13 protein-coding genes are annotated in these 14,047 nt (G+C 68.8%); 4 read left to right on the forward strand and 9 right to left on the reverse strand.

What is annotated here, in order from left to right:
• Positions 1-13: 13 nt before the first annotated feature.
• On the reverse strand, positions 14-919 hold the full coding sequence (gene gcvA / locus Sp245p_RS21405) for a transcriptional regulator GcvA (RefSeq protein ID WP_014198315.1): 906 nt from the start codon (positions 917-919) through the stop codon (positions 14-16).
• Between the two features lie 148 nt (positions 920-1,067).
• On the opposite strand from gcvA, the gene Sp245p_RS21410 reads away from it, so the two are divergent.
• Positions 1,068-1,292: a DUF1127 domain-containing protein gene (locus Sp245p_RS21410; protein WP_109138822.1), complete on the forward strand. Its 225-nt coding sequence runs from the start codon at positions 1,068-1,070 to the stop codon at positions 1,290-1,292.
• Between the two features lie 70 nt (positions 1,293-1,362).
• Here the strand turns inward: Sp245p_RS21410 and ctrA are convergent, their stop codons facing one another.
• Positions 1,363-2,094, reverse strand: coding sequence for a response regulator transcription factor CtrA (gene ctrA / locus Sp245p_RS21415; RefSeq protein ID WP_014198317.1), 732 nt, complete (start codon positions 2,092-2,094; stop codon positions 1,363-1,365).
• A 277-nt stretch (positions 2,095-2,371) separates the two neighbouring features.
• Between ctrA and fliI the strand changes: the two genes are divergently transcribed.
• Entirely contained in the window at positions 2,372-3,718 is a 1,347-nt protein-coding gene (fliI, locus tag Sp245p_RS21420) for a flagellar protein export ATPase FliI (protein WP_014198319.1), read from the forward strand.
• Entirely contained in the window at positions 3,715-4,152 is a 438-nt protein-coding gene (locus Sp245p_RS21425; protein WP_014198320.1) for a flagellar export protein FliJ, read from the forward strand. The genes fliI and Sp245p_RS21425 overlap by 4 nt, the downstream gene beginning before the upstream one ends.
• Positions 4,153-4,193: 41 nt before the next feature.
• Here Sp245p_RS21425 and Sp245p_RS21430 read toward each other — a convergent pair whose 3' ends face one another.
• Positions 4,194-5,687: a sensor domain-containing diguanylate cyclase gene (locus Sp245p_RS21430; RefSeq protein WP_244439488.1), complete on the reverse strand. Its 1,494-nt coding sequence runs from the start codon at positions 5,685-5,687 to the stop codon at positions 4,194-4,196.
• Between Sp245p_RS21430 and Sp245p_RS35855 the strand changes: the two genes are divergently transcribed.
• Entirely contained in the window at positions 5,607-5,816 is a 210-nt protein-coding gene (locus tag Sp245p_RS35855) for a hypothetical protein (RefSeq protein ID WP_041812424.1), read from the forward strand. The two genes, Sp245p_RS21430 and Sp245p_RS35855, sit on opposite strands and share 81 nt — an antisense overlap.
• A gap of 143 nt (positions 5,817-5,959) precedes the next feature.
• On the opposite strand, the gene Sp245p_RS21435 is transcribed toward Sp245p_RS35855, so the two are convergent.
• From Sp245p_RS21435 to Sp245p_RS21460, 6 genes are read right to left on the reverse strand one after another with little or no spacing between them, the layout of a single operon-like run.
• Positions 5,960-6,322 carry a hypothetical protein gene (locus tag Sp245p_RS21435; protein WP_014198323.1) on the reverse strand — a complete coding sequence of 121 codons (363 nt, stop codon included), beginning with the start codon at positions 6,320-6,322 and terminating at the stop codon, positions 5,960-5,962.
• 14 nt (positions 6,323-6,336) lie between these two features.
• Positions 6,337-8,406 carry a hypothetical protein gene (locus Sp245p_RS21440; protein WP_246119806.1) on the reverse strand — a complete coding sequence of 690 codons (2,070 nt, stop codon included), beginning with the start codon at positions 8,404-8,406 and terminating at the stop codon, positions 6,337-6,339.
• A 7-nt stretch (positions 8,407-8,413) separates the two neighbouring features.
• A complete protein-coding gene (locus tag Sp245p_RS21445; RefSeq protein WP_014198325.1) occupies positions 8,414-9,208 on the reverse strand; it encodes a MinD/ParA family protein in 795 nt (264 codons plus the stop codon).
• Complete coding sequence (locus Sp245p_RS21450; RefSeq protein WP_014198326.1) at positions 9,205-10,266, reverse strand: flagellar biosynthesis protein FlhF; 1,062 nt, start codon at positions 10,264-10,266, stop codon at positions 9,205-9,207. The genes Sp245p_RS21445 and Sp245p_RS21450 overlap by 4 nt, the downstream gene beginning before the upstream one ends.
• A gap of 43 nt (positions 10,267-10,309) precedes the next feature.
• Entirely contained in the window at positions 10,310-12,472 is a 2,163-nt protein-coding gene (gene flhA / locus Sp245p_RS21455) for a flagellar biosynthesis protein FlhA (protein ID WP_109138824.1), read from the reverse strand.
• 35 nt (positions 12,473-12,507) lie between these two features.
• Positions 12,508-14,046, reverse strand: a complete 1,539-nt coding sequence (locus Sp245p_RS21460) for a sigma-54-dependent transcriptional regulator (protein WP_014198328.1) — start codon at positions 14,044-14,046, stop codon at positions 12,508-12,510.
• Position 14,047: the final 1 nt, after the last annotated feature.

Below are 14,047 nucleotides of genomic sequence, written 5' to 3' on the forward strand. Positions count from 1 at the left end.
CAGGCCCGTCTGATCAGGGCGGTGTGACGGTGAGGCGGTCGGCGGCGCCTTCCTCCATGATCCAGCGGCGGAAAGCGGTGATCTTGGGCCGGTCGGCGGTGACCTCCGGGCAGACGAGGTAGTAACCGAAGTCTCCCGGCAGGGCGAGGTCGAACAACCGGGTCAGCCGCCCGCTCGCCAGCTCCTCCAACACCAGGGTGCCGCGCGCCATCGCGATGCCCTGGCCGTTCTCGGCGGCCTCGATGGCGATGCCGATCTCGTCGAAGACCATCTCGGAGCTTGGCTTCAGGTCGCCGAGCCCGGCCATGGCCAGCCACGTCGCCCAATAGCTGTGGCCGGTCTCCTCGACCAGAACATGATGGCGCAGGTCGGCCGGCTGCCGCAGCGGCGTCGATCCCTGAAGCAGGGCCGGGCTGCACACCGGGAACACCGCGTCATCGAGGAAGCGGTCGGCCCGCAAGCCCTCCCACACCCCGAGGCCGTGGCGAAGCCCGATGTCGATGTCGGCTTCGCGCTCGAAATCGATCTCGTGCTGGCTGACGCTGATGCGCAGATGGATTTCCGGGTGGCGGGCGCGGAAGCGGCCGATGCGGCTCATCAGCCAGCGGCTGGCGAAGGAGGGCGAGACGCTCATCGTCAGCACGCCGGAGCGCTCATGCTCCATCACCCGCTCAAGGCCGGTGGCCAGTCGCGCGAAGGCGTCGCGCACGCTGGGCAGCAGGAGCTGGCCGGCGTCGGTCAGGACGAGCGCCTGATTCAGCCGGCGGAACAGCCGGATGCCCAGCCGATCCTCAAGCGTGCGGATCTGGTGGCTGATCGCGCTCTGGGTGACGTTCAGCTCCTCCGCCGCGCGGGTGAAGCTGAGATGGCGCGCCGCCGCTTCGAAGGCGCGCAAGCCGTTGAGGGGAGGGATCTGCATGGGTCCGCATCCGCCGGATTGTTGCCGCCGGATTGTTGCCCGAGCGCATGAAATTCTCTCATGCAGGTTAGAGAAACCATCCTTTGCGGACAAGCCGCTTCCGGGTGCATTCCTAGGGAACGGAATTCATCAAGCGGAGTGTCGGATCATGAGCAGGAGAGCGCTGGGCGCCGTTTCCACAGACCGGGGCATGGTGTCTCTCGTCGGCGCGCGGCGGTTTGCCAAGCGGGCGCTCGGGGAGGTGCTGGGAATGATCGAGCGCCACCGGCAGCGTCGCTCCCTGGCGGCGCTGGACGACCATCTGCTGCGCGACGTCGGGTTGAGCCGCACGGACGCCCGCCGCGAAGCCGACAAGGCGTTCTGGCAGGAATGACATTGAATGGCGGCGGGCCTGAGCCCGCCGCTCACCGGCATGAATGTTAACCGTGATGGGCGGTCGGCGGTCAGCCGGCCGCCTGGGCCTGTTGGTGCGGGACGCGCGGGATCGGGGACGCGTCCTCGTGCGGGTCGCGCAGCACATAGCCGCGGCCCCACACCGTCTCGATGTAGTTGTCGCCCTGGGTCGCCGCGGCCAGCTTCTTGCGCAGCTTGCAGACGAAGACGTCGATGATCTTCAGCTCCGGCTCGTCCATGCCGCCATAGAGATGGTTCAGGAACATCTCCTTGGTCAGGGTCGTGCCCTTGCGCAGGGACAGCAGCTCCAGGATGCCGTATTCCTTGCCGGTCAGGTGGAGCGGCTGGTTGTCCACCTCCACCGTGCGGGTGTCCAGGTTCACGGTCAGGCGGCCGGTGCGGATGATGCTGTCGGAATGGCCCTTGGAGCGGCGGACGATGGCCTGGATGCGGGCGATCAGCTCGCGCTTGTCGAAGGGCTTGGTCAGGTAGTCGTCGGCGCCGAAGCCCAGACCCTTGATCTTGTGGTCCAGTTCCGACAGGCCGGAAAGAATGAGGATCGGCGTGGTCACACGGGCGGCGCGCAGGCGGCGCAGCACCTCGTAGCCGTCGATGTCCGGCAGCATCAGATCGAGGATGATGATGTCGTAATCGTACAGCTTGCCGATTTCGAGCCCATCCTCACCGAGGTCGGTAGAGTCGACGATGTAGCCTTCCGACTGGAGCATCAGCTCGATGCTCTTGGCCGTGGAGGAGTCGTCTTCGACCAGCAGAACCCTCATGGCGGTATCCCGATGTTAGATGGCGCGTTTCTGGCTTCCGATGCGGCGTTGCTTTCCCGCAGTTCCTTAACCAATTCCCTTAACAGATCGGCGCGTCTGTTTACACAAGTTAACAGACGATTCAGCTTAACGCCAGAGGCATAGCACTTCATTTAACGTTAATGTTTTTGGACGAGCATGACGCGGGCGGCATGGTGGCGGACTTCGAGCCCACCGCAAATTGCGCCGTCCGCACCCGGCTCACCCGTCCCAATTCCGTCCGCTGATCCGCAAGACCGTGCCCGCCGACGTCGCCCGCATCCTTCAGGAAATCGAGTCCGTCTCCGGCTGCAGCCGGTTCGGGCGGGTCACCGCCGTGCTCGGCCTGCTGGTCGAGGTCGGGGGGATCGAGAAGGAACTGTCGGTGGGCGGCCGCTGCATCGTCGAATCCCGCGACGGCCGGCAGGTCCCCTGCGAGGTGGTGGGCTTCCGCCAGGGCCGCGCGCTGCTGATGCCCTTCGGCTCCATCGACGGGGTCGGGCTGGGCTGCCGCGCGCTGGTGTCGGACAGCCAGCCCATGGTCTTCCCGACGGAGGCGTGGCTCGGCCGCGTCATCAACGCGCTGGGCGAGCCGGTGGACGGCAAGGGGCCGCTGCCCAAGGGGACGCATGGCGTTCCCATCCGCAACAACCCGCCACCCGCCCATTCCCGCGCCCGGGTGGGCGAGAAGCTGGACCTGGGCATCCGCGCCATCAACGCCTTCCTCACCTGCTGCCGCGGCCAGCGCATGGGCATCTTCGCCGGCTCCGGCGTCGGCAAGTCGTCGGTGATGTCGATGCTCGCCCGCTTTTCCGGCGCGGAGGTCGCGGTGATCGGGCTGATCGGCGAACGCGGGCGCGAGCTTCAGGAATTCATCACCGAGGATCTTGGGGAGGAGGGGCTGGCGCGCAGCGTCGTGGTCTGCGCCACCTCCGACGAGGCGCCGCTGATGCGCCGCCAGGCCGCCTACATGACGCTGGCCGTGGCGGAGGCCTTCCGCGACGCCGGCTGCAACGTGCTGTGCATGATGGACAGCGTGACCCGCTTCGCCATGGCCCAGCGCGAGATCGGCCTGTCCGCCGGCGAGCCGCCGACGACCAAGGGCTACCCCCCCACCGTCTTCGCCGAGCTGCCGCGCCTGCTGGAACGCGCCGGGCCGGGCCTCAGCGGGTCGGGCTCCATCACCGGCCTGTTCACCGTGCTGGTCGAGGGCGACGATCACAACGAACCCATCGCCGACGCCGTGCGCGGCATCCTGGACGGCCACATCGTCCTGGAGCGCCAGATCGGCGAGCGTGGGCGCTATCCGGCCATCAACATCCTGCGCAGCGTGTCGCGCACCATGCCCGGCTGCAACTCTCCCATGGAGAACGAGCTGGTGAACCACGCGCGGCGGCTGATGTCGTCCTACGACAACATGGCGGAGATGATCCGCCTCGGCGCCTACCGCAAGGGCACCGACCCGCAGGTGGACGAGGCCATCCATTTCCAGCCGGCCTTGGAGGCCTTCCTGAAGCAGGGCAAGCGCGAGGCGACCGACCTCGACAACAGCTACGCTCAGCTTGCCGCCATCTTCGGCATTGAACAGTGGCCGCCGCAAGAATGAGCAGTCTGAAGACCATCATCCGACTCCAGAAGTGGAAGCTCGACGAGAAGCGCCGGGCGCTGGCGGAGTTGCAGAATCTCGCCGACCGGCTCCAGGCCGAGATCGAGCGGCTGAAGGAGGAGATCGCGGCGGAGCGCGACACCGCCCGCGGCAACGTCGAATACGCCTTCACCTACAGCAACTACATCCAGGCGGCGATGGAGCGCGGCAAGCGGCTGACCCAGTCGATGGGGCAGGTGGAGGCCCAGATCGCCGTCGCCACCGACGAGATGGCCGAAGCCTTCCAGGAGCTGAAGCGCTACGAGTTGGCCGAGGAAGAGCGGCTGAAGCGCGAGAAGGAAAAGCTCAAGCGCAAGGAGGCGAACATGCTGGATGAGACCGCTCTGGTCGGTTTCCGCCGCCGCCAGCAGGAGGAGAGCGGCGTCGAATCCTGACGGACCGGACTGTTCCCATCGGCCTGTTCCCGTCAGCCGGTTCAGGTTGCCATGGCGTTGCCGGTGGGAAGATCCGAAGTGGGAAGATCCGAATAGGCCACCACGCGCGCGCGGCCGGCGCGTTTGGCGGCGTACAGTGCCCGGTCGGCGTGCTGGAGCGCCACGGACAGGTCCGCGGCGTCCGCCGGCCAGAGCGCGACACCGATGCTGCACCCGATCCGGACGTCGAGCCCGTCGGCGGTGATCGGAGCGGAGACGCTGTTGATGATCCGTCTGGCCACGTCCATGGCGTAGTGCGCCTGATGGCCGTCCGCCAGGGAGAGCAGCACCGCGAATTCGTCGCCGCCGAGGCGCGCGGCGAAATCCCCCTGGCGCACGCAACGGGCCAGCCGGTCGCCGATCTCCTTCAACGCCAGATCGCCGGTATGGTGCCCATGCTGGTCGTTGATCGGCTTGAACCCGTCGAGATCGATGTAGAGGATGGCGATCGCGGTCTGATCCTGCGCCGGCTGGTCCCGAAGGCGCTCCACATGGGCTTCGAAAAAGCGCCGGTTGGCGAGCCCGGTCAGGCGATCCTCGAAGGCGATGGCGCTCAGCGTCCGTCCCATCGTCCGCATCGCCTGGGCGACCTGGCTGAATTCGGACGGGTGGACCGGGGCGGGCATGCAGGGGGCGTGGGGATCGAAGAGGTCCGACGACAGGAACGCCGCCGACGCCTTGAGATCCCGCAGGCGGCGCAGGACCATCACCTCCATCAGAACCCAGACCCCGCCGACGATTAACAGCACCACGCCGGCCATGACGCCGGTTCCCAGCAACAGGTTCCGGTCGGCCGCGGCCAGGATGTCGTCGCGCGCGACGGCGACGACGATCTTGGCGCCGGTTTCCTCCAGGGTCGAGAAGCCGCTGATCCGGGGAATGCCGTCCAGACCGTCGTCCTCGATGATCCCGGCCTCCTCCTCCATGATTTTTCGAACCATCGGGTGGTCGGTCATCGATCGCCCGACAATCCCCTGCGGGTCCGGCACGCGCGCGAGGATCGTTCCTTCGGAATCGAACAGCGATACGGTTCCACCGGACTCATGGGCGATTTCGACGGACAGTTCCGCAAGCCAGTTCAAGTCCACCCCGGCCAACAGGACGCGGATGACCTTACCATCGTCACCGAGAATCGGCAGAGCCGCGACCACGCGGGGTTGCTTGCTGTTCTGCCCGATCAGGAAGTTGCTGACCGTGAAGCCGTGCGTCGTCAGAGCTTCGCGGAAATAGTCACGGTCGCCCACATTCATGGGCCGGCTCCTGTTGCTACTGCACAACAGATTGCCATCGGGGTTGAACACCCCGAAGCCGGTGCTCCAAGGATAAAGGTCGGTCGCCTGTTTCAACATCGTTGCGCAACGGTCGGGGCTCGCCTCCCGGATGTCGGGGACCAGGGTGAGAAGCTGGAGGACGCTGTGGGCCTGCTGAACGATCTGCGCCTGCTGCTGCGCGCCCCGGTCGGCGAGCAGGCGGGTGGCATCGCGCGCCCGCTCGATGTCCTGGTTGCGCTCTTGAAGCAGAAGGACGACGACCAGGCCCACCATCGGAAGAAGGGCGAGCAGGATGAAGGCCTCGAGGCGCGCGCGAAGCCCAACACGCGCCCAGAGGGTTTGGGCGCGCCTTAATATTCGTGTACGTTTCAACAGACTCATCCACGCACCAGCCGACCCGCTTTATTCTCATGCGGGTTGAGGAAATCAAGCGGCGAAAGCTGTGACGTGGCGCGGTGCAGCCATGCTGGACGACGGGCGAGGCGGGGATCGGAGGATCAGACGCGCCGCATCCGGGCGAAAAGATGCGGGTTGTCCCAACCGGGCTGGCGGTCCTCAATGACCACACGCTGGGGGACGGGCAGGGTCCGTTCCACCGTGACCTCAACCCAGCGGGGGATCAATTCGTTGTTCAGGTCGTCGAGCACGGCGACGGCCAGGGATTCCGGTCCGGCGGTCGCCGCGGTGTCGGACAGGGCGCCGAGATAGGCGGCGACACCGTCCGGCGTGGCAACCGCGCGGTCGGGGACGTAGCGCAGGGTCAGGCGGGTGCCGGGCGCCGGTTCCCCGTGCAGCTCCACCAGATAATCGTGGCGGGCGTCCGGGTTGGCGGCGGTGGCCAGAAACTCGCGGCGGTGCATGGCGTCCAGGCTCGTCAGGCGGTGTAGCTGCTGCCGCCCGCTCCGGCCCGGGTCAGCTTGACCCAGCATTTGGCGCCGGACTGGAAGGACAGGCCGCCGATGTAGCCCACGGCGCGGATGCTGTCCGCGAAAATCTGGATCAGGTCCAGGCGGATCTCCGGGGTCAGCGGGGTGTGGCTGCGCAGGATCAGGTCGAACCGGTTGGGTTGCACCAGCCCGTCGAGCTGCATCGGGCCGAGACGGCTGAGATCCAGGTCAAGCAGGAAGCGGCTTCCCTTGTCACCGCCCTTTCGGCCCGTCTTTCCGTCCTCTTCCGAATGTATCGGATGGATGTGCAGCTTGATCGGCAGCAGCCCGTTGGCGTCCATCATCGGCAGGGTGTAGGGGCGCCAGTCGCCGGGCAGCGGATCGCCCGCCTGCTGCTGAAGGCTGCGGAATTCGCGCTCCAGCTGGGACAGCAGGCTCCCCTGGCCGGATTTCTCCAGGGCGGAGGCGGCGTCCTCCCCCAGCCAGCCGCGGGCGTCGCCGCCGCGGATCGCCGACAGGAAGAAACTCATCGCCGCGCCCAGCTTGCGGTTCGGCTGCGGCATTACCGTGCCGATCAGCGCCTGCGCGGCGGAGCGGTCCACCCCGGCGAGCGCGCTCAGGAGTTGGCGCATGGCGGGCCAGTCCCGTTCGCTCAGCGGTCCCGGTTCCGTGGCGAGCGGAGGCGGCGCGGTCTGGAGCGCCTTGGCCGGGTCGGTCAGGGCGGCGGTGACGGCGCTGCCCTGCGGCAGGCTCGCCTGGACGTTCAGCGCCAGCATGCCCTGCGGCGTGGCGAGGATCGGTTGGCCCTGCGGCGTGCTGCCGGCCACCGTGCCCTTCAGCACCGGCCCGTCGGGCGTGTCCGGCGTTGCCGGGGAGGCGCCGGGGGGCGCACCGGGCATCGTGGGCGTGGCGGTCGGGGTTGCGGTGCCGCGGGGCGAGGCGGGGGCCGACTGCGGGGCCGCCGTGGATTGGGAAGCGGGTTGGGACGGAGCGCCGTCCTTGCGGGGCGGGCTGCCGGCGCCCTGGCCGTCCGGTGACGGAGAGCCATCGTCCGGCGGGGCGGCCTGCGGCTGGTCCGGCGGGGGCGTGACGGTCAGGATCTTGAGGGCGACGGTGCCGCCCTGGGTCAGAACCGGTTCCCCGGCAGGCTTCGCGGGGGGCGGTTTTGTGGGGGAGGCGGGCTCCGGCATATCCCCGCCGGGATGCGCCGCGTCGCCGCCGAGTTCCACCGCGCTGTCGAGCATCGGCTTGCCGGGGAGCGGCGATGCGCCCGAAGGCGTGGGCGGCGCCTGCGGAGGGGCGGGGGCCGCGTTGGGCTGGCCGGCCTGTGTCGGTGCCGGGGCTTGGCCGCTGCCGCCGTCCGTGACGGGAAGGGGGGGCGGCGCTGGTGTGACGGTGGGCTGGCCGGGCAGGGTCGGGGCCGCACCGGGCGGAGCCGGCGGCTTCGGCGCCGCGGCGATGACCAGCGCCGGAACGATGGTGCCGGGCAGCAGCAGGGGGAGCGGCTGGCCCGCCGGTCCCACCATCGGCGTGGTGGACGCCGGGCTGGGCAGGATCACCACCGGTGTCGCCGAACCCTGAGGGGCCGAACCCTGAGGAGACGTCGCTCCGGTCTGGCCGGGAACGGCCGGCGCCGGCCCGCCGGAGGTCGGCACACTTGGTGTGGTGGTCGAGGGAGTGCCCTGGGTCAGCACCAGAACCTTCGCCGCGAGGCTCTGTATGGGGGAGGGCGCGGCGGAGTCGGTCGACGCGGCCTGGGCCTGTTCCAGAAGCACCTGCGCCGGGGTGATCTGGAGCGTCACCGGCTTGTCGGCGGGCAGCGGCGTCGGGGTTTGCACAAGCACCTCGCCGGCCTGGGTGCGCACGCGGGCGAGGCCCTCCGGCGTGGTGCCGATGACGGTGCCGGTCAGCACCACCGGGCGGGCAATGTCCTGCAACCGCTCCGGCAGCGCCTTGACCGTGCCCTCGGCGACCACCACCGGGGCGGGCGCGGGGGTGGCCGCCGCCGCTGGGGTGGCGGGCGCACCAGCGGCCGTGGGAGGGAGGGCGCCCCCCATCCCGGCCTTACTGGCCGTTCAGAAGCCGCTGGGCGATGGCCAGCACGTCCCGCGCAGCGTCGGAGCTGGGGGAGCGGGTCAGCAGCGGCGACTGGTTGCGGATGGCGTCGCGCACCTTCAGGTCGCGGCGGATGATGCCGGCCAGCGCGGGCTTGTATTTCAGGAAGTTCTGGCAGGCCTTCAGGATGGTGCCGTAGGTGCGCTCGCCGTCCTTCACGCTCTGCGCCATGTTCACCACGACGCGCAGGTCGGCGGTGGGGTTGGTGGCGTGGGTCAGCTTGATGAAGGCGTAGGCGTCGGTCAGCGAGGTCGGCTCGTCCGTCGTCACCACCAGCGTCGTCCCGGCCGGGCCGGACAGGGTGCGCACCGTGCGGTCGACGCCGGCGCCCATGTCCATGATGACGCAGTCGTAGCGCCGGGCCAGCTCCATCAGGTCGTTGCGCAGGCCGGACAGGCGCTGGCTCGGCAGCTGGGCGAGCGTCCCCGAGCCGGAGCGGCCGGCGATGATGTCGAAGCCGCCCTCGGTGTAGCGCTGCGCCGCGCGGCCCAGCGTCACGTCGCCGTTGATCACCGCGCCGAGATCGTTCTTGGGCTGGAAGCCGAGCTGGATGTCGACGTTGGCGAGGCCGAGGTCGCCGTCGAACAGCAGCGAGTTCTTGCCCATCTTGGTCAGCGCGTGGGCGAGCGTGATCGAGAACCACGTCTTGCCGACGCCGCCCTTTCCACTGGCCACGGCGATGACGTTGGCACCGCGCAGCGGGTGAACGTTCTTGAGGGCGGCCGGAAACACCGGATCGGTCATGGGATGGTCCTCGACGAAGAACGAACGGCTTTGGTCTTGGCAGGGGCCGCCGGCTTGGGCCGGTTGCGCGCCGCCTTGTCCTCGGCGGGCATCATCAGGCGGGCGAAGGCCACCGGGTTCAGCGGTGTCAGCCCTTCGGCCACCTTGGAGGAAACGCTGGCGTTGCAGAAGGCCATGCGCGAACGGTGCGCCGTGCCGAGCAGGCTGCCCAGCCGCCGCGCCATGTCGAGCCGGGTGATCAGCATCCGCCGCACGCCCAGCGCCTTGAAGGACTGGGCGATGTCGGCGGCTTCCATGGCGTCCAGCCCGGCGGGGAGCACGAGGATCGGCTCGGCCACCCCGGCGGACAGCAGGGCCTTGAGGTCGGCCATGTCTTCCCGGTTGTAGGGGTTGCGCCCGGCGGTATCCACCAGGACGACGTCGGCGCCGCGGCTGACCTCGAACGCGCCCGCGAGCGCGTCGGGGTCTTCCACCGTCGCCAGTTTGATTTTCATCAGACGCGTGAAAGCGGCCAACTGTTCCATGCCGCCGGCGCGAACCGTGTCGGTGGTGATCACGCCGACCGAGCGTTTGCGGAACACCGCCTGGGCGGCCAGCTTGGCGACGATCAGCGTCTTGCCGCTGCCCGGCGGGCCGACCAGGATCAGCGGCTTGTTGCCGCCGCGCCGGTCCTGCAGCGGGCTGAAGGTGAACATGGAGTCGAGGGCGGCGCCCAGCGCCAGCGCGGGGTCGTCGGTGTCCAGCCCGGCGGCGGCGTCGATCAGCTGCTCGGCCAGGGCCGCGGGCACGCCGTGGCGGTGCAGCACGTCGGCCACCACCTCGCCCACATCGATCTCCGGCTCCTCCTCGACCACCACCACGGGGCGGGCGGTCCGGGTCGGTTGGGCCGTGCGCGCCTGCGCCATCAGCAGATCGTCGTCCTCCACCGCCGCGGTCACGCGAACGCCGCCGCCGTCCTCCTCGCGCGTGGCGACGATGATGGCATCGTCGCCCAGCGTCTGGCGGACCATGCGCATGGCTTCGGACATGGACTTGGCGTGGAACGACTTCAGCCGCATCGGCTCGCTCCCCGCCCGTCACACTGGTTCGTCATGGCCTGCATCAGATCTGCCCCAGGGTCTTGATCCGCGCCTTGGGGTGGATCTCGTTCTGCGACATCACCACGGTGGCCGGCCGGAACCGCTCGACGATCGAGCGGACGAAGGGACGGATCAGCGGGCTGGTCAACAGGACGGGGGTCTCGCCCATCATGGCGTGTCGCTCGAAGGTTTGGCGGACCGAAGTGATGAATTGCTGAAGCCGGCTCGGCGCCATCGTCAGTTGCCGGTCGTCGCCGTCACCCACCAGCGATTCCGCGAACGCCTGCTCCCACTCGGGGGACAGGGTGACGAGCGGGATCACTCCCATCTCGTTGATGTTCGCGTCGCAGATCTGCCGCGCCAAGCGCGTGCGCACATGCTCGGTGATCTGCGTGATGCTGCGGGTTTGGCTTGCCGCCTCGGACACGCCCTCCAGAATGGTGGCAAGATCGCGTACCGAAACCCGTTCTGCAAGCAGGTTCTGCAACACCCGTTGCAATCCGCCCACAGTGATCTGCGCCGGCACCACGTCGGCGATCAGCTTCTGGTGCTCCTTGTCCAGCTCGTCCAGCAGCTTCTGGGTCTCGGTGAAGGACAGCAGCTCGGGCATGTTGTCCTTGATGAGTTCGGTCAGATGCGTGGTGATGACCGTGGACGGGTCGACCACCGTGTAGCCCTTGAACAGCGCCTCCTCGCGGTAGCCCGGCTCGATCCAGATGGCCGGCAGGCCGAAGGTCGGCTCCACCGTCTGCTCGCCGGGCAGGCTCATCGCCTCGCCGCGCGGGTCCATGACCAGCAGCATGTTCGGACGGATGTCGCCGCGCCCCGCCTCGATCTCCTTGACGCGGATGATGTAGGCGTTGGGCGGAAGCTGCAGGTTGTCCTGGATGCGCACGGCCGGCATGACGAATCCGACCTCGCCGGCGATCTGGCGGCGCAGACCTTTGATCTGGTCGGTCAGCCGGTGGCTGCCCGCCTGCGGCTGGTTGATCAGCGACAGCAGGCCGTAACCCAGCTCCAGCCGGATCAGGTCGATGGCCAGCGCCGTGGCGATCGGCTCGTCGGCCACCGGGGCGGCCCCGCCGCCCGGCCCGCCCATGCCCGCGGCCTCGGCGGCGGCGGCCTCCGCCTCCTCCGCCTCCTTCTTCGCGCGCATCTTCGGCAGATACCAGGCGGCGGCCCCGACGGCGGCGACCACCGGCAGGAAGGGCAGCATCGGCATGCCCGGCATCAGGGCGAGCAGGCCGATGGCGCCCGCCGACAGGCCGAGCGCGCTGACATGGTTGGTGAGCTGCCCGACCACCGCCTTGTCGGTGGAACCGCCGGTGCCGGCCTTCGACACCAGGAAGCCGGCGGAGATGGAGATGACCAGCGCCGGGATCTGCGAGACGAGGCCGTCGCCGATGGTCAGCTTGGTGAAGGTGTCCAGCGCCTGCATGATCGGCATGTCGTAGCGCAGGACCGCCAGCGACACGCCGCCGATGATGTTGATGAACATGATCATCAGGCCGGCGACGGCGTCGCCCTTCACGAACTTCGACGCACCGTCCATGGAGCCGAAGAAGGCGCTTTCGTCCTCCAGCTCCTTGCGCTTGGCGCGGGCGGTGGTCTCGTCGATCATGCCGGCGGACAGGTCGGCGTCGATGGCCATCTGCTTGCCGGGCATGGCGTCCAGGGTGAAGCGCGCCGCCACTTCGGCGATGCGGCCCGAACCCGCGGTGATGACCTTGAAGTTCACGATCGTCAGGATCGCGTAGACGATCACGCCGATGATGAAGTCGCCGCCCATGACGAAGCCGGCGAAGGCCTCGATCACATGGCCCGCCGCCGCCGTGCCCTCGTGACCCTGCGTCAGGATCAGGCGGGTGGAGGCCATGTTCAGCGACAGGCGCAGCAGCGTCGTGATGAGCAGGATCGTCGGGTAGGCCGACAGCTCCAGCGGCTTCTCGATGAACAGCACCACCATCAGGATCAGGACCGAGATGGTGACGTTCAGCCCGAGCATCATGTCGAGCAGCATCGGCGGCAGCGGCAGGATCAGCCCGACGACGATCAGCATGATGCCGGCCGCCATCACGATGTCGCCGCGCTTCAGCGCCCCCTTGGCGACGGCCACCATGTCGGTCAGCGCCGACATGTTGCCGCCGCCCGCGCGTGCCCCCGGATTGTGTTCGGTCAGTGCCATGCCGCCGCTCCTCCGCCTTTCCCCCAATCAGCGGATCAGTAGGCCGCCCGTTCCTCGCTGCCCGGCGGCGGCACCGGCACGCCCTCCTCGCTGTACTGCTTCAGCTTGTTGCGCAGGGTGCGGATGGAGATGCCCAGGATGTTCGCCGCGTGGGTGCGGTTGCCCAGGCAGTGCGACAGCGTGCCGATGATCAGGTCGCGCTCGACCTCCGCCACGGTGCGGCCGACGAGGCCCTGGACGGCGGGCGCACCAGGCGCTGTTCCGGCGTTGCCGTAGGACGAGGCTCCGGCGTTGCCGTAGGCCGCGGCCCCCGCGGCGTGGCCCGGAGGCGGCGCGTAGGAGGTGGGATAGCCGGGAGCCGGCTGCCCATAGCCGCGCGGCGCCTGGGGCACCGTGCCGCCCGGCCCGGCAAAGGGGTTGGCGACTGGCGAGTTGGTCGGGATCGACGCCTGCGCCGACCCTTCCGGAGCGAGCATCTGGCTGGTGAGCATGATCGCGTCCGGCCCGACCGTCTCCGACTTGGAGAGCAGGACGGCGCGGTGCATAGTGTTTTCCAGCTCGCGCACGTTGCCGCGCCAGTGGTGGGCGCGCAGCATCAGCAGCGCGTCGTCCGACAGCCGCTTCTCGCCCAGACCGTTGGCCTGCGCGTATTTCTTCAGGAAATGGTCGGCGATCAGCGGGATGTCGGCCGGCCGTTCGCGCAGGGACGGGATGGCGACGCTGAAGACGTTCAGCCGGAAATAGAGATCCTCGCGGAAGTTGCCGGCGCGGACCTCGTTCTCCAGGTTGCGGTTGGAGGTGGCGACAAGACGGACGTTGACCTTGACCGGCTGCGACGAGCCGATGCGGTCGATCTCCTTCTCCTGGATGGCGCGCAGCAGCTTGGCCTGCAGCCGCGGGTGCATCTCCGACAGTTCGTCGAGCAGCAGGGTGCCGCCGTTGGCCTCCTCGAAGCGGCCGAGCCGGCGGGCGACGGCGCCGGTGAAGGCGCCCTTCTCATGGCCGAACAGCTCCGATTCCAGAAGGTTCTCCGGGATGGCCGCGCAGTTCACCGCGACGAAGGGCGCGTCGGAGCGCCGGCTCTTGCGGTGGATGTAGCGGGCCATCAGCTCCTTGCCGGTGCCGCTCTCGCCGGTGATCAGGACGGAGGCGTCGCTGGGCGCCACCTGGTCCGCCAGCCGCAGGGTCGCCAGCATGGCCGGGTCCTGGCAAACGATGGCGTGGCTTTCCTCCGCCACCGCTTCCAGCACGGCGGCGATCAGCTCCGCGTCGGGGGGTAGGGGAATGTATTCCTTGGCGCCGGCGCGGATCGCCTTGACCGCCGCCGCCGCGTCGGTGCCGATGCCGCAGGCCACCACGGGAATGGTGATCCGTTCCGCCTTCAGGCTCTCGATGAAGGTCGCGATGTCGAGTTTGACGTCGATCATCACGAGGTCGGCCCCCGCCGCCGCGCGCAGGGCGTTCAGGGCGCCCTCGATGCTGTCGGTGTGGGACACCTTCGCCCCGCGCTGCATGGCGATCTTGCCAGCGGCGGTGATGTACCCTTCCAACGTTCCAACGATCAGCAGACGCATC

It is taken from the genome of Azospirillum baldaniorum, assembly GCF_003119195.2.
Classification (GTDB): domain Bacteria; phylum Pseudomonadota; class Alphaproteobacteria; order Azospirillales; family Azospirillaceae; genus Azospirillum; species Azospirillum baldaniorum.